Genomic DNA, 26,081 nt, shown 5'->3' with positions numbered 1-26,081 from the left:
GGTCAGTTCCGGGCGCGGACGCTGCGCATGAGCAGCGCCGCGGACATGCCCGCGGCGAGCACCGAGCCGGCCAGCACCGCCAACTTGAGCCGGTCGGCCTGGTCGCCGTCGAAGCCCAGCTCGGTGATGAGCAGGCTCACGGTGAAGCCGCAACCGGTCAGCACGCTGACCGCCGTCAACTCCTGCCATTTGACCCCGGTCGGCAGGTGCGCCCAGCCCATGCGCACGCACAGGAACGCGGTGCCGAGCACGCCGATCGTCTTGCCGAGGACCAGTCCGGCGACCACGCCCCACGCCAGTCGGTCGCTGGCGAGCCCGCTGAGCGCCCCGCCGGCGATAGTCACGCCGGCGGCGAAGAACGCGAACACCGGGACGGCGACGCCTGCGGACAGCGGCTGGAGCCGGTGCTGGAACAGTTCGGCCGGCGGGTCCTGCTCGCCGCGGTCGGGCCGGACCCGGGTGGCGAATCCCAGCAGCACCCCGGCGACGGTGGCGTGGACTCCGGAGGCGTGCATGAAGCCCCAGGCCACCAGGCCCAACGGCAGGTAGATCCACCAGCCGGTCAGCCGGTGCTTCTGGGCGAGCGCCCAGGCGCCGACCGCGGCCAGCGAACCGAACAGCGGCGCCAGGGCGATGCCGCTGGTGAACAGGGCGGCGATGAGCACGATCGCGCCCAGGTCGTCCACGATCGCCAGGGTGAGCAGGAAGACCCGCAGGTTCGCCGGCAGCAGCCGGCCGAAGATCGCCAACACGGCCAGCGCGAAGGCGATATCGGTGGCGACGGGGATCGCCCAGCCGGCGCCGGCGCTGGTCCCGGCGACCGCGATGAAGACCAGCGCTGGAACGAGCATGCCGCCGAAGGCGCTGGCGATCGGCAGCAGCGCCTTACGCGGGTTGCGCAGGTCCCCAGTGACCAGTTCCCGCTTGAGCTCCAGGCCGGCAATGAGGAAGAACAGCGTGAGCAGGCCGTCAGTGGCCCATTGGTGCACGGACAGGCGCAGGTGTAGCGCCTCGGGGCCGAAGGTGAAGTCGGAAACCTGGTGGTAGAGGTCGGCCAGGGGCGAGTTGGCGGCGATGAGCGCCAGAACCGTCGCGGCCAGCAGCACCATGCCGCCGACCTGCTCAGCGCGTAGGAACTGGGCGGCCTCGGCAGCGGCGTCCGCGGCCCGGCGGTACGTCCGACGCTGTTCCCGGCGGGCGTTCGGCCCGCGGCCCGCGGACCCGGCGGCGTCCTTGGCCTTGCGGGGACGGTACGGGCTGTTCGGCACCAGCGGACACCTCCTGGACGGCCGGCGCCACACCAGGCGCCGACAACGGTGGCGTGGTCATGGCTGATAGGGACCGTGACCACATATTCCGGGTCACCGACCCGTGCCGACCAGACTTCCCGGCGCTCCGCGGTCGACCCTACCGGCTGGCCGCGCCGTGCGCCTAGGCTGGCGGCACCGGCACCGGCACCGGCGGCGGATCCGGCGGGTACGACCGGGCACACCAGGTCGAGCTGCCGCCGGCTGAGTCGGGCTACGGCTCAGCAGCGACCCGTTCTGCCGGGGCGACCCCGCGCTGGCCAACCCGGAGCAGCTCCTCTGGCCGCCGCCAGCTCCTGTCAGGCGTGTCGTTCCTGGCCCGGGCGGCGCTCGCGGGCGTCGATGTGGTCTCCTACACCGACGCGTCAGCAGAGGCGCTGATGAACGTCCGCCCGGTGCGGACCACCAGAATCGTCCTGCGACCCCCGATCGTTCTCGCGCCCGGCAGGGACGCCGCGGCGGTCCCGGCGCACCGTCGCCTCGGGCTCGACGACGGTCTCGGTGCCAGGTTGGGGGCCCGACCGCTTTTTCCGGCAATGGGCTAGTCGGCAGCGTGCGGCTCGTCCATCTTGGTGGCGATGAGGTCCATGACGGTCGAATCCTGGAGAGTCGTCACGTCCCCGAGCGACCGGTGCTCGGCCACATCCCGCAGCAACCGGCGCATGATTTTGCCGGAACGGGTTTTTGGCAGTTCGCCGACGAGCAGGATCTGGCGGGGCTTCGCGATCGGCCCGAGCGTGTCGGCCACATGCCGGCGCAGCTCGGCCAGCAGCTTCTCGCCCGCCTCCCCGGCGGTGTCGACATCGCCGAGCGGGATCGTGAACGCCACGATCGCCTGTCCGGTGATCGGGTCGGTCGCGCCGACGACCGCGGCCTCGGCGACGGCCGGGTGCGACACCAGCGCCGACTCGACCTCGGTGGTGGAGATGTTGTGCCCGGATACCAGCATGACGTCGTCGACCCGGCCCAGCAACCACAGGTCGCCGTCCTCGTCCCGCTTGGCGCCGTCCCCGGCGAAGTAGACCCAGCCGTGCTCAGCAAGGGCTGTGCCGCCGCCGTTGGCCGCGCGGGCGCCGGACCCCGGAGCGCTCGTGCCCGTGCCGAAGCGTGACCAGTAGGTGTCCCGGAACCGTTGGTCGTCGCCCCAGATAGTGCGCAGCATGCCTGGCCACGGCTCACGCAGCACCAGGAACCCGCCGCCGCCGGCCGGCACCGAGGCGCCCGCGTCGTCCACCACATCGGCCGTGATGCCGGGCAGCGGCCGCATCGCGGAGCCAGGCTTGCAGCGGGTCACCCCGGGCAGCGGGGAGATCATGATGCCACCGGTCTCGGTCTGCCACCAGGTGTCGACCACCGGGCAGCGGTCGCCGCCGATTTGTTCGCGGTACCACATCCACGCTTCGGGGTTGATCGGCTCGCCGACGCTGCCGAGCAGGCGCAGCGACGTGAGATCGAACTGGGCGGGGATGTCGTCGCCCCACTTGGCGAAGGTGCGGATGGCCGTCGGCGCGGTGTACAGGATCGTGACCCGGTACTTCTCGATCAACTCCCAGAACCGGCCCTGGTGCGGGGTGTCCGGGGTGCCCTCGTACATCACCTGGGTGGCGCCGTTGGCCAGCGGCCCGTACGCGATGTAGCTGTGTCCGGTGACCCAGCCGACGTCGGCGGTGCACCAGAAGACGTCCGTCCCTGGCTTGAGGTCGAAGACCGCGTGGTGGGTGTAGGCGGCCTGTGTCAGGTACCCGCCGGTGGTGTGCAGGATGCCCTTGGGATGGGCCGTCGTCCCGCTGGTGTAGAGGATGAACAGCGGATGCTCGGCGTCGAACGGCTGCGCCTCATGCAGGTCCGAGGCGGTCGCGACGGTGTCGTGCCACCACAGGTCCCGGCCGGCGGTCCAGCCGACGTCCTGGCCGGTGCGACGCACCACCAGGGTGTGCTCCACGACGGGGCAGCGGGTCAGCGCCTCGTCCACGATCGACTTCAGCCCCGACGGCCTGCCCCGGCGGTAGCCGCCGTCGGCGGTGATGACCACCTTCGCGCCGGCGTCGATGATCCGGCCCGACAGCGCCTCGGCCGAGAACCCGCCGAAGACGACGCTGTGGGTGGCTCCGATCCGGGCGCACGCCAGCATCGCCACCACCGCTTCGGGGATCATCGGCAGGTAGATGGCCACCCGGTCAGTGGAGCCCACGCCCAGGTCGGTGAGGGCGTTCGCGGCTTGGCGCACCATGACGCCCAGCTCGGCGTAGGTGATGACGCGGGTGTCGCCCGGCTCGCCCTCCCAGAAGAGGGCGACCCGGTCGCCCAACCCGGCGGCGACGTGCCGGTCGACGCAGTTGTGCGCGACGTTGAGCCGCCCCCCGACGAACCACCTGGCGAACGGCGCGTCCGACCAGTCCAGCGTCCGGGTCCATTCCTGGGCCCAGTCCAGGCGACGAGCCTGTCGGTCCCAGAACGCGAGCCGGTCGGCGGCTGCCTCGTCGTACGCGCCCGCGGTGACGTTCGCGGCCGACGCCAGCTGCGGCGGCGGAACGAATCGCCGGGACTCGTGCAGCAGGTTCTCCAACGTCTCGGTCACGGGCCCGCTCCCTCGTTCGTGCGGTCGCACAATCCATTCCGGAGCCTAGCGACAGCTCCGGCGATTGGTGAGGTCCTCGGGCGTGTCGCGACCATTGCTCATCGTGCGTGTCGCCGCCGCACGGGGCGGTCGGTCGCGGGTGCTAGCGTCGCTGACCGTGACTGATCCGCTGGCCCCGTTGCTGCGACTCGCCGACGTGGCCGACGCTGTGGCCGACGCCCGTGAGCAGGTCGACACCGCCCTGCGGCACCGGGCCCTACGCCGACACGGCGGGCTGGTGGCCGCTGAGGTGAGCCTGCGGGTCGCTGTCGCCAGCGCGGCGCTCGAAGGCGCGGTGCACGACCCGGACGAGGTGCGTGCCGGCGTCGTCACCGATCCGGTCATGCAGGGTGCGCTGCGGATCGCCCGCGCCACCGGGGGGCTGGTCGATCGCTGGCCGTTGGCCCCGCGACAGGTCCTCGCCCGGTTGCACGTGCTGGCTGCCCGGGACATCGTCCCCGCCGCCGCGCTCGGCCGTCCCGTCGACGGCAGCGCCGCCGCGCGCCTTGACACGCTGGCCGGCTTGATCACCGGCGGCGTCGTTGCCGAGCCGCTGGCGCTGGCGGCAGTGACGCACGGGGAGCTGTTGACGCTGCGGCCCTTCGCCGGGCCGTCGGGCCTGGTCGCCCGGGCGGCGGCCCGCCTGACTCTCATCAGCTCCGGCTGGGACCCCCGGGGCGTCATCGGCGCTGATATCGGCCATCTGGCCCGCCAGCCGGAGTATCTGGGGGCCTCGGGGGCGTTCGCCACGGGCACCCCGGACGGGTTGCGGTCCTGGCTGCGGCATTATGCGGCCGCCGTCGCCATCGGGGCGCGGGAGCTGCCGGTCGTCGGCGACGAGGTGATGTCCCGCGGCTGAGGCCGGAGATCGGCGCCGGCCGGCTGTGGGCGGAAATGGGCGACGCCCCCATAATCGGGGGCGCCGTCTCCGCACGTCCTGCCTGGTTACCAAGCGTGCACCTTAACCGTCATCAACGGTCCTTGCGGTCCCGTCGCGACGAGCCATGTCGCTGGCTGGTCGCGCGTGGGTTCCTGGCGGCCGTGCGCGGAGCCGGCGGCGTCCCGGTCGGGCTTTGTTCTCTCTCCCGGTCAACGATCATTCCGGTTTCCCGGCCGCTTCCTCCACCATTTCCGTGACTCCATTATTACGCGGAGTGGTGGCGGTGTGCCAGCGAGTCAGACGAGATTGTGACTGGCGGGGCCAATGAGGCGGCTGTCTCCCGAGTGGGATCAGGCGGCCCGGGCGCGCCGACGGCGCCCGTACCAGGTCAGGCCGACGGCCAGCCCGACGCCGACCCCGAACGCCGCCGCGGCCACCGGGACCGCCGGGCGCTCCCGCAGCCGCCGGCCGAGCGGGATCGGGTGCCGGAACTCCAACACCGGCCAGCTGCGCTCGGCGGCGATCCGTCGCAAAGCACGGTCCGGGTTGACCACGGTGGGGCGGCCCACACAGTTGAGTAGCGGCACATCGCTGACCGAGTCGGAGTAGGCGTAGCAGTCGGACAGGTCGTAGCCGCGCTGGTCGGCCAGCCTCCGCACCGCCGTCACCTTGCCTTCGCCGGCGGCGTAGAACTCGACCTGGCCGGTGTACCGCCCTTCGCTGACCGCCATCCGGGTGGCGATGACGTCGGTGACGCCCAGCTGCGCGCCGATGGGTCGGACCATCTCCTCGCCGGAGGCCGAGACGAGAACGACATCGCGGCCGGCGACCTGGTGTTCCTCGATGAGTTGCGCGGCCTCGGCGTACACGTAGGGCTTGATCAGCTCGTGCAGGGTCTCGTTGACGATCTGGCTGACCTGCTCCACCGACCAGCCCTGACACAGCCTGGCCAGGTAGTCGCGGGTGCGGGCCATGGTCTGGTCGTCCGCGCCGCCTAGCCGGAACATGAGCTGACTGTAGGCGGCCTTGACGACATCGCGACGAGAGATAAGGCCGTCCCGGTAGAACGGCCTGCCGAACGCCAACGCGCTGGACTTGGCGATGACGGTCTTATCAAGATCGAAGAAGGCGGCGCTTCGGCCCACGGGCGCAGAGTCTAGCCCTCTCCGGCGTCAGCGGTATGCCCGCCGGACTGTCGCCGGCCCGTTTTCGAGCGTGTTGGTCTCTTTGCCCACCCGCCATCTGGGAATGTCGCAGAGGGTGTGTTTATCAGCACTCGACGTGAAGGCGTGGTTCAGGCATGCTGTAGCAGGGATGGCGCAGCAGCGGACATTCCACACGATAGTCCCTCGGCGGCGGAGCCCCCCGGCGGCCGCTGAGCGGGTTCGGCTCGATCCCCCTGGAGCCGCGCCCACGACGACCCCCGCCGCCCCCGGCGGGGGTCGTCGCCTGTGTCGGCTCCCCTTGGCCACAGTGGACGAACCGTCGACACCAGCCCGAGTGGCGATCGGATAGATGTTGCGAACCGCACATTGCGGCGCGCAAAACGGCTGTGCCACGGTGGTGACCGGCCAGCCACGGTCCGCCGGCGACCGTCCCGCGCCGAAGCCCGGAGGAGACGATGCCCACGCTCACGCCAGGCAAGACCATCCGCATCGACGAGTTCGACTACGCCTACGGGCTCGGGCCGCTGACGCTACGGGTCTCCTCTGTCTCGCCCCACCAGGACCCGGCCTGGGTGCGCGTCACCGGCGTCGAGATCCGGTGGACCGGCCGCGAAGGACCGCTGCGAGACGTGCTCGTGCGCGCCGGGGCCCAGGTTGTGGAGGTTTCCTCAGCCAGGGACGAGGGTCCCTCCCGACACGAGGCGTAGACCCAGCGTGAGGACCCCCACGACGATGGTGGACACGATGAGGTAACCCAGCCCGAGCCACCCAGAGCGCCGCCGCGCCGGCCCCGCCAGACCCGCCCACGGCCGCTCCGTTCCCAACCACGCCAGCACCCCCAGGCCGAAGCTGGCCAGGCCCACCCAGAACCAGAACACCCGGGTTCCCTGGCGTGGCGCCGGACCCGCCGCCAGGATCATCAGGAACGCCAGCCAAAGTGCCCCGCCGGCGATACCCGGAACACTCCAGCGCGTCGAGCTGCGGTCTTCGGTCGCCTGCCGTGCGGCGGCCCGGAGCCCGGCTTCCAACGCGGTGGTCGGCGGGTCCGTCGTGTCGCTCACCGAGCCGCCGAGCCCGGCTGCGGGACGCCCGTCGAGGGTGTAACGGACCTGGCCCGAGAAGGTCGTCCACACCAGGTAGACGCCGTCGGCGCTCAGCCGGGCGCTGGGGTTGTTGAACCAGATCCCGTCGCCGTCGTTCCAGCCGTCCGCCCGGACGACCTCGGCCACCCGACCGGCGGCGATGTCGCCCCGCGCCGTGTCCCGGCTCGCCTCGCGCGGAATCTCCCACCAGGTCCCCGTCGCCCACGTCACCCACAGCGCGGCCAATGCCCATCGTCCGGCAACGCTCACCCATCGGTCGCGACCAGGCCCGCTGTGACTCATGGCGGCCACTGTCGCACCTGCCGTCAACAGCCCTGGCCAGCCGACCTCCGGGCCGACCCCGACTTATCCACAGGGGGTCCCGTTGTCCACAGGCGGGATCCGGGGGCCTTGGCGCCAACGGCCGGTGGCAGCGACGGTTCTGGCAGCGCCGCTGACCACGCAGGAGGCACCCATGACGCACGAGGACGCCATGCCGTCCCCACCGCCCGACGCCACCGGCGCCCGGCGTCGCCCGCTCATCGTCACCGCCGACCCCGATCTCCTGGACGACCTGCTGCGGCTGGCCGTAGCAGCGGGTGTCGAGGTCGATCTGGCGGTCGACCCGGTCGCCGCCCGCCGGTGGTACGGCGATGCCCCGCTGGTACTCATCGGGCTGGACCAGGCGGAAGCATGCGGCCGGTCCAGTCTCGCGCGTCGTGCCCGGGTGGTGGTCGTGGGCGCCAGCCCGGGGCCCGCCCCGTGGGCCGGAGCGCAGCGCGCCGGCGCCGAGCACGTCGCCCTGCTACCCGAGGCCGAGCCGTGGCTCGTCGAGCGCCTCGCCGCGAGCGCCCGGCGCCCGGCCCGCGGCCCTGGCCACATCATCGCCGTGCTCAGCGGACGCGGCGGCGCTGGCGGCAGCGTGCTATCGGTCGGCTTGGCGCTGGCCGGGGCCCGCAGCGCCCGCAGCACACTGCTCATCGACGCCGACCCGCTCGGTGGCGGGCTCGACCTGATCCTCGGCTGGGAGGGGATCGACGGCCTGCGCTGGCCAGAGCTGGCCGAAGCCCGTGGGCATATCGACACCCCAGCCCTCGTCCGCGCGCTGCCTGGCCAGGGCGACCTGTCCCTGCTGTCGTGGGACCGTGGCGAACCGCTCCCGCTGCCCGCCAGCGCCATGACCGCCGCCCTGGACGCCGGGATCCGGGGACGCGATCTGGTCGTTGTCGACCTGCCGCGTTGCCTGACCCCCGCGGCCAGCGTGGCGCTCGCGGCAGCCGACCGAGCCATCATCGTCGCGCCGGCCGAGCTGCGCGCCACCGCGGCCGCCTCCCGGGTGATCCGCCGCGCTGCCGAGCACTGCCCGGAGATCGGGGTCATCGTCCGGCTCCCGGCCCCGGGCCGGCTGCGCGCTGACGAGATCGCCGAAGCGCTCGGCGTGCCCCTGGCCGGGACCCTCGCGCCGGAGCCGAACCTGGCCGCCGCGCTGGAGCGCGGCCGCCCGCCGGGCGCCCGCGGGCCTCTGGCCAGGCTCTGCCAGTCGTTGATCGCTGACCCTGCCAGGCCGCTGCGGGAAGCGGCATGAACCCGCCGGCGCGCGCCGCCGCAGGCGGCACGCCAGCTGGTCTGGCCACCCGGATGCGCCGGCAGTTCGCCGTCAGCGATCAGCGGCCCACGCGGGCGGCGATCGTTGCCGCTGTCCGGCAGGAGACGGACGTCGCCGCGCTGGGCGACGCGGCAATCCTGCGGGTCGCCGAAGACGTCCACAATGACCTGGTTGGCGTTGGCCCTCTCGCCCCGCTGCTGGCCGACCAGGACGTCACCGACGTCCTGGTCAACGGCGTGCAGGTCTGGGCCGACCGCGGCCGTGGCCTTGAACAGGTCGACACGCCGTTCGCGCACCCGGACGAGGTACGCCGGCTCGCGCAGCGGCTCGCCGCCAGCTACGGTCGCCGCCTCGACGAGGGCTGCCCCTATGTCGACGCGCGGTTGTCGGACGGCGCCCGGATGCACGCCGTGCTTCCCCCGGTCGCCGTGGGTGGGCCGTACCTGTCGCTAAGGACCTTCCGCAGGCGCCCGATGACACTGAGCCAGCTCGTCGGCGTTGGGTCGGTCAGCCAGGCAGGCGCCCAGCTTCTGGCGGCTATTGTTGCTGCTCGGCTGGCGTTCCTCGTGGTCGGCGGGACCGGCGCCGGCAAGACCACCGTCCTCAACACCCTTCTGGGGCTCGTTCCTCCGACCGAGCGGCTCGTCATTGTCGAAGACGCGGCTGAGTTGCGGCCAGAGCATCCGCATGTGGTCGCGCTTCAGGCCCGCACGCCAAACGTCGAGGGCGCCGGCACGGTGAGCCTGCGGGACCTCGTGCGTCAGGCCCTTCGGATGCGTCCGGATCGACTGGTCATCGGCGAATGCCGCGGCGCCGAGGTGGTGGATCTGTTGGGCGCGCTCAATACCGGCCACGACGGCGGCGCCGGGACTCTGCACGCCAACACGCCGGCTGACGTGCCCGCGCGCCTCGAGGCGTTGGGGCTGCTCGGCGGCCTGCCCCGCGGCGCCCTGCATGCTCAGCTCGCCGCTGCGCTGCACGTCGTGATCCAGGTGCGCCGGGTCCGCGCTGGTCGGCAGGTCCGATCAGTGTGGACGCTCGCGCCCGACCCGATGAGCCGAACTGTGGTCGCGTCCCCTGCCTGGGAGGCCGACGGCGGCGCCGGGCCGGCCGCCGGGCAGCTCGCCGACCTGCTGGCGGCTCGGGATGTCGCTCCGCCGGCAGCGCTGAGGAACGTCAGGTGAATCCGGTAGCGGCCCGGCTCGTGGACGTCCGGTTGCGCAACCGTGAGGTGCGGCGACGGCTCGACAGCGTCGCCGGTAGGCGGCCCCGCTCAGCGGCGCCACCGGGGTGGCGGGCCAGGCTCGGCCGACCCGCTGCCGCTGCGCCATCGGTCAGACCCGCTCGATCGGAGGCGTCCGCCGCCCAGAGCGCCACGGACAGCCTGGTCCGGTCGTGGCCCCGACTGGCAGCAACGATCGGCGCCGGTGGCGCCCTCATGCTGGTGGCGTCCGGTCCAGTCGCCGCCGTCATCACCGTGTCCTACTGTTCCCTGGCCGCGGCCGCGCTGCGGCGGCAGCGCCGCGAACGGCACACCCGCGAGCGGCGCCGCCGGGAGCTGGACGAGGTCGGCGCCCTGGCCGCGGACCTGCGGGCTGGCGTGCCGCCAGCTGCTGTCATGAGCGCGGCTCCCCGCGCCGCCTCAGACCTGCCCGGGCGGGTCGGCGCCGCGCTGTCCCTGGCCGAGACCACCGGCGCTCCATTGGCCGACCTGGTGGAACGGATCGCCGCCGACGCCCGGGCCGCGAGCCGGGCCCGGACGGCGGTCGAGGCGCAGACCGCGAGCGCCCAGGCGACGGCGTGGCTGCTCGCCGGTCTGCCACTGGGCGGCGTCGCCATTGGGTACGGCATCGGCGCGCATCCGCTGACGCTCCTTCTGCATACGCCGCTCGGCGCCGGATGCGCGTTGGCGGCGGTGGGGTTGCAGGCGGTTGGCATCGCCTGGTCACAGCGGATCACCGACGCTGACCGGGCCGCGGGATGAGTAGGCGGTCGGCGAGGCAGCGGCGCTGGCGGACTCTGGCGTCGGCGGCGCTGGCCGGCGTCTCGGTGTGGGCGCTGGTCGCGCAATGGTGGGGCGCTGGCCTGGGGCTGGTCGCGGCTGTCGCCGTCGACCACGCGCTGCGACAGGCGCCGACACCGGCGCAGCGTCGTGAGCGGGCGGCCTTCGTGGCGGCCCTGCCGCTGGCGGCTGATCTGATGGCGGCGGCGTTGCGGTCGGGAGCGCCGGTGGACCGGGCGACGGGCTCGGTGGGTCAGGCGTTGGGCGGTCCTGTCGGCGACCGCCTCAGCCGGGTGGCCCGGATGCTGCGCCTTGGAGCTGATCCGGCCGAGGCGTGGAGCCAACTGGGCGACGATCCGGGCGCCCGCCGCATGCGGGCGGCCGCTGAGCGCGCCAGCCACAGCGGCGGCGCGCTGGCCGGCGCGTTGTGTCTGCTCGCCGAGGACCTCCGTGCTGACCGGGCTGCGGCCCTGGAGGTGGCCGGCCGTCGGGCCGGCGTCCTCATCGTGCTGCCCCTGGGTCTGTGCTTCCTGCCGGCGTTCTTGCTGGCCGGCCTGGCGCCGGTCGTTATCACCGTTCTTGACGACGTTCTCACCCTCTCCTGAAAGGAAAGCCATGATGAAACGAATCGCCCGCCTTCGCCGCGACACCGGGATGGCAACCGCCGAGTACGCCGTCGGCATTCTCGCGGCGGTGGCCTTCGCCGGCCTGCTGCTCAAGGTTGTCACCAGCGCGAAAGTCCAGAGCGCGCTCACCGGCCTCGTCGAGAGGGCGCTCGGGTGAGGCGCCCGAGGTATCGCTGGCGAGGCGACAGCGGGATGTTCACCGCCGAGTTCGCCGCCGGACTGCCCGCGTTGCTGCTGCTGTTTGCGGTGGGTGGCGCCGCGGTCTCCGCGGCGACCACCAGGCTGCGGTGTGTCGACGCGGCGCGGGACGCGGCGCTGGCGGTAGCACGGGGCGGGACAGCGCCCCGCGCGCCCATCCCCGGAGCGGTCATCCGGGTCACGGTCGATGGCGATCAGGCGGTGGCCACGGTGGCCGCCCCGGCGGTCGGCATCGGACGGTTCCGCGTCCCTGTCACCGTATCGGCGGTCGCCATCGCCGCCTTGGAGCCAGGGGCGCCAGTCGTTCCCTCGGAACGGTGATGGAGCGGGACCGCGGCGCGGCCTCGCTGTGGCTGGCGACCTTCGGCCTGCTCGTGGTCGGCGGCGGCGTGGTCGGCGCCGCCGTCGGGGCCGCCGTCGCCGGCCGCCACCAGGCGCAGGCGGCAGCGGACCTGGCAGCGCTCGCCGGGGCAGCGGCCACCCTACGGGCCGGGCCGGGCTGCGATGCCGCTGGCAGGTTTGCCGCCGCCAATGGCGCCAGGCTCATCGGTTGCGTGAGGTCCGGGTGGGATCTGACCGTCACCGTCGGCAGACAGGTCCGACCGTTGCCTGAGGTCGAGAGGGAAGTGACCGCCACCGCCCGGGCCGGCCCGGCGCGGGCGCCGGGCGCCCCTGCCGCCACGGATGAGTCCGGGGCGACGTCAGCGGCCGGCCAGGGCCTGCAACACCACGTCCAGCACGCTGATGGCGGCATCCTTGGCCAGTGGGTTGTTGCCGTTGCCGCACTTGGGCGACTGAACGCACGACGGGCAGCCGGTCGCGCAGCCGCATTCGGCGATGGTGTCTCTGGTGGCGGTGAGCCATCCCGGCGCCACCTCGTAGGCGCGCTCGGCAAATCCGGCGCCGCCGGGTTGGCCGTCGTAGACGAACACCGTCGGCGCGTCGGTGTCAACATGGGCGACAGTGGACAGTCCGCCAATGTCCCACCGGTCGCAGGTAGCCACGAGCGGAAGCAGACCTATAGCGGCATGCTCGGCGGCGTGCAGCGCCCCGGCCGTGTCCGCGATGTCGATGCCGGCGCCGGCCAACGACGCCGTGGAAGCGGTGAACCACACCGCCACCGTTCGCAGGTTCCGGGCCGGCAGGTCCAGCGGCCGGGTGTCGATGACCTCCCGGGAGCTGAGTCGTCGTCGTTGGTAGGAAACCACCTGGTTGGTGACCTGCACGTCGCCGAGGAAGAGCCCGACCGGGCCGGCGTCCCGGTACCGGCGCACCCCGGTCACCGTCAGCGACGTGACGTCGCGGGCGTGTGTCGACCAGTCCGGCGCCTCGGCCCGCACCAGCGCGACGTCGGACTCCAGATCGAGGGTCTCCACCAGGTACGGCGATCCCTGGTGCAGGTACACCGCCCCTGGGTGCAGCAGGTAGGACGCCGAGGCGGTGTCGGCCAGCCCCAGCAGGCGACCGGTGGCCGATTCGACGATGGTGACCTGCCCGCCGGACCCCCGCAGGTCGACATCGGGTCGACCGCGATGGGTCCAGTACCAGCCGGTGGGCCGTCGTCGCAGCGCCCCGTCGGTGACCAGTTGCTTGACGGTCGCGGCGGCGACAGCCCCGCCGAAAAGGTCGATGTCGTCAGCTGTCAGCGGCCGTTCCGCAGCGGCGGCGCAGAGCTGGGGCCCCAGGACGTAAGGATTGGTGGGGTCGAGCACCGTCGCCTCCACCGGCCGTTCGAACAACGCGTCAGGGTGGTGGACCAGGTAGTTGTCGAGCGGGTCGTCGCGCGCGATAAGCACCGCGACGGCGTCCTGCCCGCGTCGCCCGGCCCGTCCCGCCTGCTGCCACATCGACGCCCGGGTGCCCGGGTAGCCGCACATGATCACGGCGTCGAGACCGGTGATGTCGACCCCCAGCTCCAGGGCGTTGGTGGAGGCCACGCCCAGCAACTCTCCGCTGCGCAGCCGTCGTTCGATGTCACGACGTTCCTCGGGCAGCAGCCCGGAGCGGTAAGCGGCGACCCGGGCGCCCAGACCCGCGACGGCCTCGTCGAGGATGCCCGCGGTCGCCCTGGCCACGACTTCGGCGCCGCGGCGTGACCGGACGAAGGCCAACGCCCGACGCCCTTCGATGATCGTATCGGCGAGCAGGTCGGCGGCCTCGGTGAGCGCGGATCTGCGTTGCCCATCGAGGCCGCCGGGCAGCAACGGCGGCTCCCACAGCGCGAACGTCACGGCCGCCCGCGGCGACCCGTCGACGCTGACCGCCCGGACCGGAAGACCGGTCAGCCTGGTGGCGCCGCCGGCCGGGTCGCCGGTGGTCGCCGAGGCGAGCACGAAGGTCACCTGCGGTCCGGTCAACCGGCGGAGCCGGCGCAGGACGTGGGCGACATGCGTGCCGAACACGCCGCGGTAGCTGTGGCACTCGTCGATGACGACGTAGCGCAGGCGCCGCAGGAACGACGCCCAGCCGCGGTGCCCGGGCAGGATGCCGTGGTGGAGCATGTCCGGGTTGGTGAGCACCAGTCGGGAGTGCTGGCGGGCCCAGTCCCGTTCATCGCGTGGGGTGTCGCCGTCATATCCGGCCGGGCGCACGTCGGCCAGGTCGAGCCCGGTCAGGCTGCCCAGCTGGTCGGCGGCGAGCGCCTTGGTCGGCGACAGGTACAGCGCGGTCGCCCGAGGATCGGTCAGGAGGGTCGACAGGACCGGCAGCTGGTATGCCAGCGACTTGCCGGAGGCGGTGCCGGTGGCAATGACGAGGTGGTCGCCGCGATGGGCAAGCTCCGCCGCTTCCGCTTGGTGCCGCCACGGCTTGCTGACCCCTCGGGCCGCGTACGCGGCCCGGAGCTGCGGCGGCGTCCAGTCCGGCCACGGGGTCGCCTCGCCGGGACGGGCGGCCATTTCCACCACATGTAGAAGCGCGCCGCGACCGACCCGTCGGGTGAGCCGGTCGAGCAACTCGCTGGCGAATGGGGCGGCGGTGGGAGTGCCATCCGAAGTCGGCGCGCTGGTCACGCCTGCACTGTGGCGCCCGCGGGGGTTAGCGTCCAACCGCTCGGGGCAGAAAGTCCCCATCGGGGTGCGTCGTGCTGTACGTCGATGGTTAGATTTCGGTGCGGAGTAGATCCGGCCCAGCCTGGGCGGCCGCGGGCGCGTAGGGAGGTTCACCGGATGGAGCTGGCGCTGACGACCCGCACTGTCAACGGCTACACGGTGCTGGAGGTCGGCGGCGAGGTCGACGTCTACACGGCGCCCAGACTGCGCGAGCGGTTGCAGGGCCTCATCGACGGCGGCGTCCGCGCGATCGTCGTCGATCTCGGCCGGGTCGAGTTCCTCGACTCCACCGGGCTCGGCGTGTTGGTCGGCGCGATGAAGCGACTTCGTCCGATCGGCGGGACATTCAGCCTGGTGTGCTCCAAGGAACCGCTGCTGAAGATCTTCCGGATCACCGCTCTCGATCAGGTTTTCCCGCTGCATGACACAGTGGAGGCCGCGGTCGGCGACGGCTCGGCCGCGTGAGGGTGGCCCGTTGATGGCGAGCGTGCGGCTTCGCTTCTCCCCGGCGCCGGTGCACGTGCGCACCGCGCGGTTGGTCGGTGTCGCGGTGGCGCGGCGGGCGGGCGTCCGGGACGAGCTGCTTGACGAGGTGCGGCTGGCCATCGGCGAGGCGTGTGCCCGTGCGGTGGCTCTGCACCGGCAGTACGGCCTGCGGGACCAGGTAGAGGTGGAGATCTCCGACGACGAGCCGTACACGGTGCGGGTGATCGACCGCGCGCCGATCGAGGCGGGTCTGGGCCTGACGGCGTTGCCGCCCGACGAGCTTGCCGACGAGTCCCTCACCGACGAGGCGCTGACCGTCGGGGTGGGCTTCGCGCTCCTGGCCGGTCTGGTGGAGGATCTCCAGGTGCGCCCGGTGGCTGATGGCATCGGCACCGAGGTCCGGATGTCCTGGGCACGTAGCCGCCGCTGACCCTGCTCGTCGCGCGCTGATTCTCCGCGTTCGCGCTGGTCGCCTGTTCCGGCATTCGAGAACAAATGCCGCGCGCCTCTTTATCTTCGGCGGCGGCGCGCGCACGATATCACCCAGACACAACGCACTAACTTTCCTGTTTTCGGACAATTAGGCAGTTAAGGTACGCGGGTCAACCCCGGGGTTCGCGCTGGTGCGGCTCCGGGCGCCGTGAGCTGGGCTTTCGTGCGCCCGCACGCGGCTTTCACGTGCTCCGCACGGGACCGGCCCGAGGCGGAGTGCCCGTCCGCGTCGGTGATTCCCCATCGCTGCGGGCGCGCGTTCGTACAGGAGGACTGGATGTCCGATATTTACTTGTCGGCTGAGGGCCGAGCGACATCCCTTACCGGCGACAACGTCAGCTATATCGTTGTCGCGGCGGTCATCGCCCTGGTGGCGTTGGGCTTCGCAGCCGCGCTCACCCGCTCGGTGCTCGCGACCGGCAAGGGCACCGAGAAGATGCAGGAGATCGCCGCCGCGGTCCAGGAGGGCGCGTCGGCGTATCTGTACCGGCAGTTCAAGACGCTGGCGATCTTCGTCGTGCTCGCCGTGGCGCTGCTGTTCGTGCTCCCGGTGCATGACGTCTCCGGCGACGAGACGATGGTGAAGATCGGCCGGTCGGCGTTCTTCGTCGTCGGCGCAGTTTTCAGCGCGTTCATCGGCGGCGCCGGGATGGCCCTGGCCACCCGGGCCAACCTGCGGGTCGCCGCGGCCGCACGGGAGGCCGCCGGCGGCCGCGAGAACGCCATGCGGATCGCGTTCCGCACCGGAGGCGTCGTCGGCTTCCTCACCGTCGGCCTCGGACTGGTCGGCGCCGCTTCTGTCGTCCTCATCTTCAAGGGCGACGCCGCGACCGTGCTGGAAGGCTTCGGCTTCGGCGCCGCCCTGCTGGCGATGTTCATGCGGGTCGGCGGCGGCATCTTCACCAAGGCCGCCGACGTCGGCGCCGATCTGGTCGGCAAGGTCGAGAAGGGCATCCCCGAGGACGACGCCCGTAACCCGGCCACCATCGCCGACAACGTCGGCGACAACGTCGGCGACTGCGCGGGTATGGCGGCCGACCTGTTCGAGTCGTACGCGGTGACGTTGGTGGCGGCGCTGATCCTCGGCCGCGCGGCCTTCGGCGAGTCCGGGCTGGTGTTCCCGCTCATCGTCTCCGCCATCGGCGTCATCGTGGCGATCGTCGGCGTTTTCATCACCCGGCTGCGTAAGTCCGACCGCTCCGGCCTGACCGCGATCAACCGGGCGTTCTACGCCTCGGCGGTGTTGTCGGCGCTCGCGGTGTGGCTTGTCGCGACGCTGTACCTGCAGCCCACCTGGGCGCAGCTGCTGGGTGACCAGTGGCGCACGGTCCTGGACGTCGACGGGGACCTGCCGCTCGGGCCCCGGGGTGTCGCCATCGCCGCGGTGATCATCGGCATTCTCATCGCCGCCGCGATCCAGGCGCTGACCGGCTACTTCACCGAGACGACCCGCCGCCCGGTGCGGGACATCGGCAAGTCCTCGCTCACCGGCGCGGCGACGGTCGTGCTGGCCGGCATCAGCGTCGGGCTGGAGTCGGCGGTCTACTCGGCGCTGCTCATCGGCGGCGGCGTCTTCGGCGCGTTCCTGCTCGGCGGCGGCTCGATCACGCTGTCGCTGTTCGCCGTGGCGTTGGCCGGCACCGGTCTGCTCACCACCGTCGGGGTGATCGTGGCGATGGACACCTTCGGCCCGATCTCCGACAACGCGCAGGGCATCGCGGAGATGTCCGGCGATGTCGACGAGCAGGGTGCCCGCACGCTCACCGAACTGGACGCCGTGGGCAACACGACGAAGGCCATCACCAAGGGCATCGCGATCGCGACGGCGGTCCTGGCCGCCACCGCGCTGTTCGGCTCGTACACGAACACGCTGGTCAGCTCGCTGACCGAGGCCGGGATCGGCGACGTCGGCACCGAGGTGCTCAATCTCATGAACGTGTCGAACCCGCGCAACCTGGTGGGCCTGATCATCGGCGCCGCGGTGGTGTTCCTGTTCTCCGGGCTGGCCATCAACGCTGTCTCCCGCAGCGCGGGCGCGGTCGTCATGGAGGTCCGACGTCAGTTCCGCGAGTTCCCGGGGATCATGGACCGCACCCAGCGCCCCGAGTACGGTCGGGTCGTCGACATCTGTACCCGGGACGCCCAGCGTGAGCTGATCACCCCGGGCCTGTTGGCCATCCTGGCGCCGATCGCGGTCGGTTTCGGCCTGGGCGCGGGCGCCCTGGCCAGCTACCTTGCCGGCGCCATCGGCGCGGGCACCTTGATGGCGGTGTTCCTGGCCAACTCCGGCGGCGCCTGGGACAACGCGAAGAAGCTGGTCGAGGACGGCGCCTACGGTGGCAAGGGTTCCGAGGCGCACGCCGCCACGATCATCGGTGACACCGTCGGCGACCCGTTCAAGGACACCGCCGGACCGGCGATCAACCCGCTGCTCAAAGTGATGAACCTGGTGTCGCTGCTCATCGCCCCGGCGGTGGTGGCGTACAGCATCGGCGACGAGGCCAACACCGGGCTGCGGGTGACCATCGCGCTCGTGGCGACCGCGGTGATCGTGGCGGCGGTCGCGTTCTCCAAGCGTCGACCGGTGGCCATGGACGACGATGCCAGCGGCGTCGGCCGCGGCGGCGGAAACGGTGGGGACGACGGACTCCCCGGCCGGTCGACGCCCGGCCAGCGCCCGGCGCGGGTGAACGTCTGACCGCGCTGGTCCCGGGACAGGCGCGCTGTAGATAACGAATGTCGATCGGACTCTCCACAGCGGAGGGTCCGATCGACATTCGTCGTTGGGAAACTCGTACGCTGCTCGGCATGCCCTCGCTTCGAGCTCCCGCGGCGGCGGTCGCCGTCCTCGTAACCTTCGCCGGCCTGGCCGGCGGCTGCGCCAGCGGCCCGGGCGCCCCGGCCTGGGCGACGGCGGTGTGCCGGGCGATGAGCCCGTGGCGGGCGCAGATCGGCCAACTGACCCGCACCACCCAGGAACAGATGACCGCCCGCACCACGCCCCCGCAGGCGCGCGAGAACCTGACCCGGCTGCTCGGCGGCGCCCACGACGCCAGTGACGCCGCGTGGCGGGGCGTGGTCCGGGCCGGGACGCCGGACGTCGACAACGGGGACCTGGTGGCTCGCCGGTTCCAGGCGACCCTGGCGGCGGTCCGCGACGCGTACGGCGGGGCCCGTGACACGGTCTCGGTGTTGCCGACCACCGAGGCCGAGCCCTTCTATGACGGGGTGGCGGCGGCGATGACCACTCTGCAACGCGAGTACGACGCCGGCGTCCTGGACACGTCCCGGCTGGAGTCGGCTGAGCTGAAGCGGGCGTTCGAGCAGGTTCCTGACTGTCAGTGATGGGTGGCGCTGGACCGCTCATGGCGGTGGTTTAGGTGGCGCAGTGACATGCCGGTGGCGGTCACAGGGCTATTGTCGCGGGAGCAGCCGGAGCGCCGGCCCGGGCAAATCGGCCTACGGCAGGCGCGTTACCTTGGATGTCGGCTGTGGCCGGGCACCGTGGTCGGCACCCAGCGTCACCGACAGCGCAGGCGGCGTGGGCGGAAATGAAGTCAAGGAGAGCCGTGGCGAGCAGCGCGAGCAGGACCCGTCTGGTCATCGTCGAGTCACCGGCGAAGGCCAAGACGATCTCTGGCTATCTCGGCCCTGGGTATGTGGTGGAGGCCAGTCTCGGCCACATCCGTGACCTGCCGCGCAACGCCGCGGACGTGCCGGCCAAGCACAAGGGCGAGGCGTGGGCCCGGCTCGGCGTTGACGTCGACAACGGTTTCGCCGCCCTGTACGTGGTGTCGGCGGACCGGAAACAGCACATCGCCAAGCTCAAGCAGCTCGCGGCGGACGCGGACGAGATCCTGCTGGCGACGGATGAGGACCGCGAGGGCGAGGCGATCGCCTGGCACCTGGTGGAGACGTTGAAGCCGAAGGTCCCGGTGCGTCGGATGGTGTTCCACGAGATCACCAAGCCGGCGATCCAGGCGGCGGTGGCGAACCCGCGGGAGATCGACCGCGACCTGGTGGACGCCCAGGAGGCCCGTCGCATCCTGGACCGCCTGTACGGCTACGAGGTGTCGCCGGTGCTGTGGAAGAAGGTCATGCCGAAGCTGTCGGCGGGCCGGGTGCAGTCGGTGGCCACCCGCATCGTGGTGGAGCGCGAGCGCCAGCGGATGGCGTTCCGTAGCGCCGAGTACTGGGACATCACCGCCACGCTCGCGGTGCAGCGGCCGGGTGACGGCCCGCGGACGTTCAGCGCCACCCTGGTGGCGCTCGGCGGGGACCGGGTCGCCACCGGCAAGGACTTCGAGGCCACTACCGGGCTGCTCAAGGCCGGTGTGGGGGCTGTCCACCTGGACGCCGACGGCGCACGTGGCCTGGCCGCCAGGCTCGCCGACCGTCCGTTCACGGTGACCCGGGTCGAGGAGAAGCCGTACCGGCGTCGGCCGTACGCCCCGTTCATCACGTCGACGTTGCAGCAGGAGGCGTCGCGCAAGCTGCGTTTCTCCGCGCAGCAGACGATGCGGACGGCGCAGCGGCTGTACGAGAGCGGTTACATCACGTACATGCGAACGGACTCGGTGAACCTGTCCGAGACGGCGTTGGCGGCGGCCCGGCGGCAGATCGCCGAGTTGTACGGTGAGCGTAATGTGCCGACGGAACCGCGCCGGTACACCTCGAAGGCCAAGAACGCCCAGGAGGCGCACGAGGCGATCCGCCCGGCGGGCGACAACTTCCGCACCCCGGGCGAGGTGGCTGGCGAGTTGTCAGCGGAGGAGCACCGGCTGTACGAGCTGATCTGGCGGCGCACCGTCGCGTCCCAGATGATCGACGCGGTGGGTTCGTCGGTGTCGGTGCGGATCCGCGCGGTGTCTACCTCCAACGAGGAGGCCGATTTCGGGGCCACCGGCAAGACCATCACCGAGCCGGGCTTCCTGAAGGCGTACGTGGAGTCCAGCGACGATGAGAACGCCGAGGCCGAGGACGCCGAGCGCCGGTTGCCGACGTTGGCCAAGGACCAGCCGTTGACCGCCGACGAGCTGGCCGCGATCGGGCACACCACCCAGCCGCCGGCCCGGTACACCGAAGCCTCGCTGGTCAAGGCGTTGGAGGAGCGGGGCATCGGTCGCCCGTCCACCTACGAGTCGATCATGCGGACGATCCAGGACCGTGGCTACGTCGTCAAGCGCGGTCAGGCGCTCATCCCGTCATTCACAGCGTTCGCGGTGATCGGGCTCATGGAGGGCTACTACCCGCGCCTGGTCGACTACGACTTCACCGCAGGCATGGAGAACGAGCTGGACGACATCGCTGGCGGCCAGGCCGCCGCGAAGGACTTCCTCACCGCGTTCTACTTCGGCTCAGACTCTGCCGCGCTCGGGTCGGTGGCCCGCGAGGGCGGGCTCAAGAAGCTCGTCACCGAGAACCTCGGCGAGATCGACGCCCGCAGCGTCAACTCGATCCCGTTGTTCACCGACGCCGAGAGCCGCGACGTCGTCGTGCGGGTCGGTCGGTACGGGCCGTACCTGCAACGCACGCCGGCGGGGCCGACAGCGGAGGGTGAGACGCCGCCGGAGGGCGAGCGGGCGGCGCTGCCGGAGGGTCTGGCGCCGGACGAGTTGAGCCCCGAGAAGGTGGACGAGCTGTTCCTGGCCGGCGGCGGCGAGCGTGAGCTGGGTCAGCACCCGGAGACCGGGGACCTGGTCACGCTCAAGTCGGGTCGGTTCGGCCCGTACGTCAGCAGCGGGGACAGGAACGCGTCGTTGCTGAAGTCCCAGACACCGGACGAGTTGACCCTTGAGCAGGCGGTGGAGCTGCTGCGGCTGCCCCGGCTGGTGGGGGTCGCGCCGGACGGCGCCGAGGTGCTGGCGCTGGCCGGGCGCTACGGGCCTTACGTGAAGAAGGGCGAGGAGTCCCGTTCGCTGGAGACCGAGGACAGGATTTTCACGGTCACTCTGGACGAGGCGTTGGCGTTGCTGGCCGCGCCGAAGGCCCGGCAGCGTCGGGAGGCCAAGCCGCCGCTCCGGGAGCTGGGCAATGACCCGCTCACCGAGCGGCCGATGGTCATCAAGGATGGTCGCTTCGGCCCCTATGTAACTGACGGCGAGTTCAACGCGTCGCTGCGGCGCGGGCAGACCATTGAGGAGATGTCCGTCGAGCTGGCCTCCGAGATGCTGGCCGAGAAGCGGGCGAAGGGCCCGGCGCCGAAGAAGAAGGCGGCCAAGAAGGCCGTGAAGAAGACCGCTGACGGGGCCGCGAAGAAGACCCCCGCGAAGAAGACCACCGCGAAGAAGACCACCGCCAAGAAGACGGCCGCCAAGAAAACGGCGACGGCAAAGACCACGGCGGACAAGAAGACGCCAGCGGTCAAGAAGACGGCGGCCAAGACACCGGCTGCGACTGCTTAGGCGCAGCTTCCGGAAGCGGCCCAGGAGCGGGCGCCGGACCGCCACGCCGTTCCGGTCAGTCTCCGGGAGCGGTCGAGCCCCTGCGGGTGATCTCACCCACCTGAATCCGTCGTTTCAGATGAATGTGCTGGTCACGGAGGGTTCGGCCGTAGACCCGCATCGGCACCGATCTCTTGCTTGGGGGCGTCAGTAAGACAATGATGAACGCCAATCTAGCGGTTGGCGGCCCGTCGGCGCGCCGTGAGTTCGGGGCAGACGCGAGCGGACACCCCGCCCCGATCGTTAGGGAGGGTAGTTTCTGCGATTCGTCATCCCGGCGGGCAGCTGTTGACGCCGCGTCGGGCAATGCGAGAGGGGGTGCCCGGGTGACGGCTTCTGTCGCCAGCGGGCCGTTGCGTCGAGTTCCGGTCCAGGGCCGCAGTGTGGCTCGGGTCAAACGAATGCTCGACGCGTGCGCCGAACTTGTCGACGAGGTCGGCTACGAGGCGCTCACAACGACGTTGCTCGCCGAGCGGGCGAGCGTCGCTATTGGTTCGGTGTACCAGTTCTTTCCCGACAAGCGGGCCATTGTGCAGGCCCTGACGGTCCGCAACATGGAGGCGTATCTGGAGCGACTGGCCGGACGGTTCACCGCCGGTGAGTTCCCATACTGGTGGGACGGCGTCGACGCGGCCGTCGACGAGTACATCGAGATGCACCGGACTGTTCCCGGGTTCCGGACCCTGCACTTTGGTGACGTCGTCGACGTCCACCTGCTCGACCCGGAGCGGGACAACAACGGCGTCATCGCCGACCAGTTGGCGTTGGCTCTGGCGGGCAAGTTCGCGATGGCGGACACCGCGACGCTGCGGTTCACCCTGGAGGTGGCCTTCCAGGCAGCGGACGCCCTCATCAAGATGGCGTTCCGCCGCCACCCCGACGGCGACCCGGCCGTTCTGGACGAGGCCCGTGCCCTCATCCGCCAGTATCTGGAACGCCACGTCACGGCGTGACAGCGCGTCGGTCAGGCGCGGGTGATGGTGAAGGCGAAGCCCAGGTCGTCCTCGACGGTGGCGGCGGGCCCGGTGTCAACTTCGGACATGGACGTGGCGAGCACCGCGTCGGCGATCTCGCCGGCGTGTTCCCGGACCGCCGTGGCGGTCCCGGCGCCGGGACCGTCCGCCGGGCCCGCCACCGACCACACCAGCGTGATGCGGTCGGTGATCGCCAGGTCGGCCTGCTTACGGGCCTCCTGGACCAGCCGGATGACCTCCCGGGCCAGACCGGCCCGACGCAGCTCGGGGGTGATCGTCGCGTCGAGGGCGATGGTCACCCCCCGCTGCGTGGATACCGCCCAGCCCGAGCGCGGCGCCTGGGTCACCAGGACGTCGTCGCTGGTCACCGGGGTCTTGTCGCCGTCGACTAGAACCTCGTAGGCGCCGCCGTCGGCGACCGCCGCGGCCAGCTCCGCCGGGTTGGCCGCCGTGATCGCCTTGGCGACGAACTGGGTCCGCCCGCCGAACCGCTTGCCCAGCTCCCGGAAGTTGGGCTTCACGGTGATGTCGACGACCTCGCCGGCGGCGGCCAGCGGCGCCAGCGAACGCACGTTCAGCTCCTCCGACACGTATGCCAGCAGCTCGTCGGACGGCATGGCGCCCTCGGGGACGCCGAGCAGCGCGCGGGCCAGCGGCTGCCGTACCCGTAGGCTGCTGGCCTTGCGGGCGGCCCGACCGGTGTCCACCAGCGCCCGGACGGTCGCCATCTCGGAGCGCAGCGCGTCGTCCAACGCGGACTCGTCGACGGTGGGCCAGGCCGACAGGTGCACCGACTCGGGCGCGTCGGGGCCGCCGGCGAGCACCGCCGAACGCCACACGTGCTCGGCGACGAACGGCGTCAGCGGTGCCAACAGCCTGGTCAGCACGTTGATCGTCTCGTACAGGGCGCCCATGGCCGCCGGGTCGCCGGACCAGAACCGGGACCGCGACAGCCGCACGTACCAGTTGGACAGGTCATCGATGAACTCGGCGAGGAGCCGTCCGGCGGTGGCGGTGTCGTAGTCCTCCATCGCCGCGTCGACCGCGCCGACGAGGTGGTGCAGCTCGGCGCGCAGCCAGCGGTCCAACGGGGTTGGCTCGGCGGGGCCGTCACCGGGCGTCCAGTCGTTGGCCTCGGCGTACAGGGTGAAGAACGAGACGGTGTTCCAGTACGTCAGCAGCGTCCGCCGGACAATCTCCTCAAGTGGCGTGTCGCCGACCCGACGGGAGCCCCACGGGGAGCCGGAGCACAGCATGAACCAGCGCAGGGCGTCCGCGCCGTGCCTGTCCATCAGCGGCATCGGCTCGATGATGTTGCCCAGGTGCTTGGACATCTTCCGGCCGTCCTCGGCCAGGATGTGCCCCAGGCACAGCACGTTCTCGTACGAGGACCGGTCGAACACCAGCGTGCCGATGGCCATGAGGGTGTAGAACCAGCCGCGGGTCTGGTCGATGGCCTCGGCGATGAACTGCGCCGGGTACGCCTGTGTGAACTTCTCCGCGCTGCCCGGCAGATGCGGGTAGCCGAACTGGGCGAACGGCATCGACCCGGAGTCGAACCAGGCGTCGATGACCTCGGGCACCCGGCGCGCCACGCCTGAGCACTGCGGGCAGGCGAAAGTGACCTCGTCGATGTAAGGGCGGTGCGGGTCCAGCCCGGACAGGTCGGCGCCGGTGAGCTCGGACAGCTTTGCCCGGGAGTCGACGCAGGTCAGGTGCCCGGCCTCGCAGCGCCACAGCGGCAGCGGGGTGCCCCAGTACCGGTTGCGCGACAGCGCCCAGTCGACGTTGTTGGTGAGCCAGTCGCCGAAACGTCCGTCCCGGATGTGCTCGGGGTGCCAGCCGGTCTTCGCGTTCTCCCGCAGCAGGGCGTCGCGGATTCCGGTGGTGCGGATGTACCAGGACAGCTGCGCGTAGTACATCAGCGGCGTGTGGCAGCGCCAGCAGTGCGGGTAGCTGTGCTCGTACTTCACGGCCTTGAACAGCACGCCGCGCGCGCGCAGCTCGTCGGTGAGCGTCGCGTCGGCGTCCTTGAAGAACATTCCGCCGACCATCGGGACGGCGGCGTCGAAGCGCCCGTCCGGGCCGATCGGGTTGACCACCGGCAGCCCGTACGAGCGGCAGGACGCCAGGTCGTCGGCGCCGAACGCCGGAGCCTGGTGCACCACGCCGGTGCCGTCGGTGGTGGTGACGTAGTCGGCCAGGATGACGTAGTGGGCGTCCGGGATGTCGATGAGGTCCAGCGGGCGTCGGTACGCGGCCCGCTCCAGCGCCCGGCCCGGGAAGGACGCGACGACCTCGGCGTCCTCGCCGAGCACCGCCGCCAGCAGCGGTTCGGCGACCACGAACAGGCCGTCGGCGGCGCGGGCCAGCACGTAGGTGACGTCCGGGTGGACGGCGACGGCGGTGTTCGACACCAGCGTCCACGGGGTGGTCGTCCAGACCAGCAGCTCAGCCCCAGAGTGCCCGGCGACCGGCTCGACCAGCGGGAACCGGACCGTCACCGACGGGTCGACGATGTTCTCGTAACCCTGGGCGACCTCGTGGTCGGACAGCCCGGTGCCGCAGCGCGGGCAGTACGGGGCCACCCGGTGGTCCTCGACGAGCAGACCCTTGTCGAAGATCTGCGACAGCGCCCACCACACGCTCTCCACATACGACGGGTCCATCGTCCGGTAGGGGTGGTCCATGTCGAGCCAGTAACCACAGCGTTCGGTCATCTGCTCGAAGTCGGCGACGTGCTTCATGACCGACTCGCGGCACCGGTCGTTGAAGGCGGCCACGCCGTACTTCTCGATCTCGCCCTTGCCGTTGATGCCCAACTGCTTCTCGACGGCGATCTCCACGGGCAGGCCGTGACAGTCCCAGCCGCCCATCCGGGGCACGTGGTGACCCTTCATGGTTTTGAACCGGGGGAAGACATCCTTGAAGACGCGGGCCTCGACGTGGTGGGTCCCGGGGCGGCCGTTGGCCGTCGGGGGGCCCTCATAGAAGACCCAGCGGGGGCCGTCGGCGGTGGCGGCCAGCGTCTTGCCGAAGATGTCACGCTCCTGCCAGAAGGCCAGGATCTCGTGGTCGATGGCCGGCAGGTCGATCCGTGGCGGCAGGGCGGTGAACGGCGATCGGGACACCTGCGACTCCTCTCGGGGACC

Annotated in this window: 21 protein-coding genes and 1 pseudogene; 16 read left to right on the top strand and 6 right to left on the bottom strand. The window is 71.5% G+C overall.

What is annotated here, in order from left to right:
- Positions 1 to 2: 2 nt before the first annotated feature.
- Positions 3 to 1,268 (bottom strand): Na+/H+ antiporter NhaA, encoded by a 1,266-nt coding sequence (nhaA, locus tag ABD287_RS00605; RefSeq protein ID WP_344166678.1) that lies wholly within the window; start codon positions 1,266 to 1,268, stop codon positions 3 to 5.
- A 344-nt stretch (positions 1,269 to 1,612) separates the two neighbouring features.
- On the opposite strand from nhaA, the gene ABD287_RS00600 reads away from it, so the two are divergent.
- Positions 1,613 to 1,852, top strand: a complete 240-nt coding sequence (locus ABD287_RS00600) for a hypothetical protein (protein WP_344166676.1) — start codon at positions 1,613 to 1,615, stop codon at positions 1,850 to 1,852.
- Here ABD287_RS00600 and acs read toward each other — a convergent pair.
- Positions 1,849 to 3,885, bottom strand: coding sequence for an acetate--CoA ligase (acs, locus tag ABD287_RS00595; RefSeq protein WP_344166674.1), 2,037 nt, complete (start codon positions 3,883 to 3,885; stop codon positions 1,849 to 1,851). The genes ABD287_RS00600 and acs overlap by 4 nt on opposite strands.
- 157 nt (positions 3,886 to 4,042) lie before the next feature.
- Here acs and ABD287_RS00590 point away from each other — a divergent pair, with 157 nt between their 5' ends.
- Positions 4,043 to 4,783 (top strand): Fic family protein, encoded by a 741-nt coding sequence (locus ABD287_RS00590; protein WP_344166672.1) that lies wholly within the window; start codon positions 4,043 to 4,045, stop codon positions 4,781 to 4,783.
- A 371-nt stretch (positions 4,784 to 5,154) separates the two neighbouring features.
- Here ABD287_RS00590 and ABD287_RS00585 read toward each other — a convergent pair whose 3' ends face one another.
- Positions 5,155 to 5,949 carry an HAD family hydrolase gene (locus ABD287_RS00585; protein WP_344166670.1) on the bottom strand — a complete coding sequence of 265 codons (795 nt, stop codon included), beginning with the start codon at positions 5,947 to 5,949 and terminating at the stop codon, positions 5,155 to 5,157.
- A 476-nt stretch (positions 5,950 to 6,425) separates the two neighbouring features.
- Here ABD287_RS00585 and ABD287_RS00580 point away from each other — a divergent pair, with 476 nt between their 5' ends.
- Entirely contained in the window at positions 6,426 to 6,677 is a 252-nt protein-coding gene (locus ABD287_RS00580; RefSeq protein WP_344166668.1) for a hypothetical protein, read from the top strand.
- On the opposite strand, the gene ABD287_RS00575 is transcribed toward ABD287_RS00580, so the two are convergent.
- On the bottom strand, positions 6,639 to 7,355 hold the full coding sequence (locus ABD287_RS00575) for a hypothetical protein (RefSeq protein WP_344166666.1): 717 nt from the start codon (positions 7,353 to 7,355) through the stop codon (positions 6,639 to 6,641). The two genes, ABD287_RS00580 and ABD287_RS00575, sit on opposite strands and share 39 nt — an antisense overlap.
- A gap of 190 nt (positions 7,356 to 7,545) precedes the next feature.
- Here ABD287_RS00575 and ssd point away from each other — a divergent pair, with 190 nt between their 5' ends.
- The 7 genes and pseudogenes from ssd to ABD287_RS00540 form a co-directional block, all read left to right on the top strand.
- Complete coding sequence (gene ssd / locus ABD287_RS00570; RefSeq protein WP_344167697.1) at positions 7,546 to 8,637, top strand: septum site-determining protein Ssd; 1,092 nt, start codon at positions 7,546 to 7,548, stop codon at positions 8,635 to 8,637.
- A complete protein-coding gene (locus ABD287_RS00565) occupies positions 8,634 to 9,842 on the top strand; it encodes a TadA family conjugal transfer-associated ATPase (protein ID WP_344166664.1) in 1,209 nt (402 codons plus the stop codon). Before ssd ends, ABD287_RS00565 begins: the two co-directional genes overlap by 4 nt.
- Positions 9,839 to 10,642, top strand: coding sequence for a type II secretion system F family protein (locus tag ABD287_RS00560; RefSeq protein ID WP_344166662.1), 804 nt, complete (start codon positions 9,839 to 9,841; stop codon positions 10,640 to 10,642). Before ABD287_RS00565 ends, ABD287_RS00560 begins: the two co-directional genes overlap by 4 nt.
- Entirely contained in the window at positions 10,639 to 11,265 is a 627-nt protein-coding gene (locus ABD287_RS00555) for a type II secretion system F family protein (protein WP_344166660.1), read from the top strand. The genes ABD287_RS00560 and ABD287_RS00555 overlap by 4 nt, the downstream gene beginning before the upstream one ends.
- A 13-nt stretch (positions 11,266 to 11,278) precedes the next feature.
- Positions 11,279 to 11,443: a DUF4244 domain-containing protein gene (locus ABD287_RS00550; protein ID WP_344166658.1), complete on the top strand. Its 165-nt coding sequence runs from the start codon at positions 11,279 to 11,281 to the stop codon at positions 11,441 to 11,443.
- A 35-nt stretch (positions 11,444 to 11,478) separates the two neighbouring features.
- Entirely contained in the window at positions 11,479 to 11,805 is a 327-nt protein-coding gene (locus ABD287_RS00545) for a TadE family type IV pilus minor pilin (protein ID WP_344166656.1), read from the top strand.
- A pseudogene (locus ABD287_RS00540) lies at positions 11,805 to 12,077 on the top strand (Rv3654c family TadE-like protein); the annotation flags it as partial. The gene ABD287_RS00545 and the pseudogene ABD287_RS00540, both read left to right, overlap by 1 nt.
- 108 nt (positions 12,078 to 12,185) lie before the next feature.
- Here the strand turns inward: ABD287_RS00540 and ABD287_RS00535 are convergent.
- On the bottom strand, positions 12,186 to 14,555 hold the full coding sequence (locus tag ABD287_RS00535) for a DEAD/DEAH box helicase (protein WP_425565442.1): 2,370 nt from the start codon (positions 14,553 to 14,555) through the stop codon (positions 12,186 to 12,188).
- 96 nt (positions 14,556 to 14,651) lie between these two features.
- On the opposite strand from ABD287_RS00535, the gene ABD287_RS00530 reads away from it, so the two are divergent.
- From ABD287_RS00530 to ABD287_RS00505, 6 genes are all read left to right on the top strand, one after another.
- Entirely contained in the window at positions 14,652 to 14,999 is a 348-nt protein-coding gene (locus ABD287_RS00530) for an STAS domain-containing protein (protein WP_344166654.1), read from the top strand.
- Between the two features lie 10 nt (positions 15,000 to 15,009).
- On the top strand, positions 15,010 to 15,450 hold the full coding sequence (locus tag ABD287_RS00525; RefSeq protein ID WP_344166652.1) for an ATP-binding protein: 441 nt from the start codon (positions 15,010 to 15,012) through the stop codon (positions 15,448 to 15,450).
- Positions 15,451 to 15,789: 339 nt separating this feature from the next.
- Positions 15,790 to 18,210: a sodium-translocating pyrophosphatase gene (locus ABD287_RS00520; protein ID WP_344166650.1), complete on the top strand. Its 2,421-nt coding sequence runs from the start codon at positions 15,790 to 15,792 to the stop codon at positions 18,208 to 18,210.
- 110 nt (positions 18,211 to 18,320) lie between these two features.
- Positions 18,321 to 18,857 carry a hypothetical protein gene (locus ABD287_RS00515; protein WP_344166648.1) on the top strand — a complete coding sequence of 179 codons (537 nt, stop codon included), beginning with the start codon at positions 18,321 to 18,323 and terminating at the stop codon, positions 18,855 to 18,857.
- A gap of 224 nt (positions 18,858 to 19,081) precedes the next feature.
- Positions 19,082 to 21,916, top strand: coding sequence for a type I DNA topoisomerase (gene topA, locus ABD287_RS00510; protein ID WP_344166646.1), 2,835 nt, complete (start codon positions 19,082 to 19,084; stop codon positions 21,914 to 21,916).
- A gap of 440 nt (positions 21,917 to 22,356) precedes the next feature.
- Positions 22,357 to 22,908, top strand: coding sequence for a TetR/AcrR family transcriptional regulator (locus ABD287_RS00505; RefSeq protein ID WP_344167692.1), 552 nt, complete (start codon positions 22,357 to 22,359; stop codon positions 22,906 to 22,908).
- An 11-nt stretch (positions 22,909 to 22,919) separates the two neighbouring features.
- Here the strand turns inward: ABD287_RS00505 and ileS are convergent, their stop codons facing one another.
- The gene (gene ileS / locus ABD287_RS00500) at positions 22,920 to 26,060 is read right to left on the bottom strand and encodes an isoleucine--tRNA ligase (protein WP_344166644.1); all 3,141 of its coding nucleotides are present in this window, start codon (positions 26,058 to 26,060) and stop codon (positions 22,920 to 22,922) included.
- Positions 26,061 to 26,081: the final 21 nt, after the last annotated feature.

Source organism: Pilimelia columellifera subsp. columellifera, from assembly GCF_039532605.1.
Classification (GTDB): domain Bacteria; phylum Actinomycetota; class Actinomycetes; order Mycobacteriales; family Micromonosporaceae; genus Pilimelia; species Pilimelia columellifera.
The sequence above is the reverse complement of the archived record's forward strand: the minus strand, read 5'-3'. Positions and strand labels throughout refer to the sequence as shown.

What these genes read in the sequence shown, in the direction of transcription:
- ABD287_RS00580 (WP_344166668.1), top strand. Translation starts at nt 6,426, where the DNA reads ATGCCCACGCTCACGCCAGGCAAGACCATCCGCATCGACGAGTTCGAC.
- ABD287_RS00575 (WP_344166666.1), bottom strand. Translation starts at nt 7,355, where the DNA reads ATGAGTCACAGCGGGCCTGGTCGCGACCGATGGGTGAGCGTTGCCGGA.
- ssd (WP_344167697.1), top strand. Translation starts at nt 7,546, where the DNA reads ATGCCGTCCCCACCGCCCGACGCCACCGGCGCCCGGCGTCGCCCGCTC.
- ABD287_RS00565 (WP_344166664.1), top strand. Translation starts at nt 8,634, where the DNA reads ATGAACCCGCCGGCGCGCGCCGCCGCAGGCGGCACGCCAGCTGGTCTG.
- ABD287_RS00555 (WP_344166660.1), top strand. Translation starts at nt 10,639, where the DNA reads ATGAGTAGGCGGTCGGCGAGGCAGCGGCGCTGGCGGACTCTGGCGTCG.
- ABD287_RS00550 (WP_344166658.1), top strand. Translation starts at nt 11,279, where the DNA reads ATGAAACGAATCGCCCGCCTTCGCCGCGACACCGGGATGGCAACCGCC.
- ABD287_RS00545 (WP_344166656.1), top strand. Translation starts at nt 11,479, where the DNA reads ATGTTCACCGCCGAGTTCGCCGCCGGACTGCCCGCGTTGCTGCTGCTG.
- ABD287_RS00535 (WP_425565442.1), bottom strand. Translation starts at nt 14,555, where the DNA reads ATGGGGACTTTCTGCCCCGAGCGGTTGGACGCTAACCCCCGCGGGCGC.
- ABD287_RS00530 (WP_344166654.1), top strand. Translation starts at nt 14,652, where the DNA reads ATGGAGCTGGCGCTGACGACCCGCACTGTCAACGGCTACACGGTGCTG.
- ABD287_RS00520 (WP_344166650.1), top strand. Translation starts at nt 15,790, where the DNA reads ATGTCCGATATTTACTTGTCGGCTGAGGGCCGAGCGACATCCCTTACC.
- ABD287_RS00515 (WP_344166648.1), top strand. Translation starts at nt 18,321, where the DNA reads ATGCCCTCGCTTCGAGCTCCCGCGGCGGCGGTCGCCGTCCTCGTAACC.
- ABD287_RS00505 (WP_344167692.1), top strand. Translation starts at nt 22,357, where the DNA reads ATGCTCGACGCGTGCGCCGAACTTGTCGACGAGGTCGGCTACGAGGCG.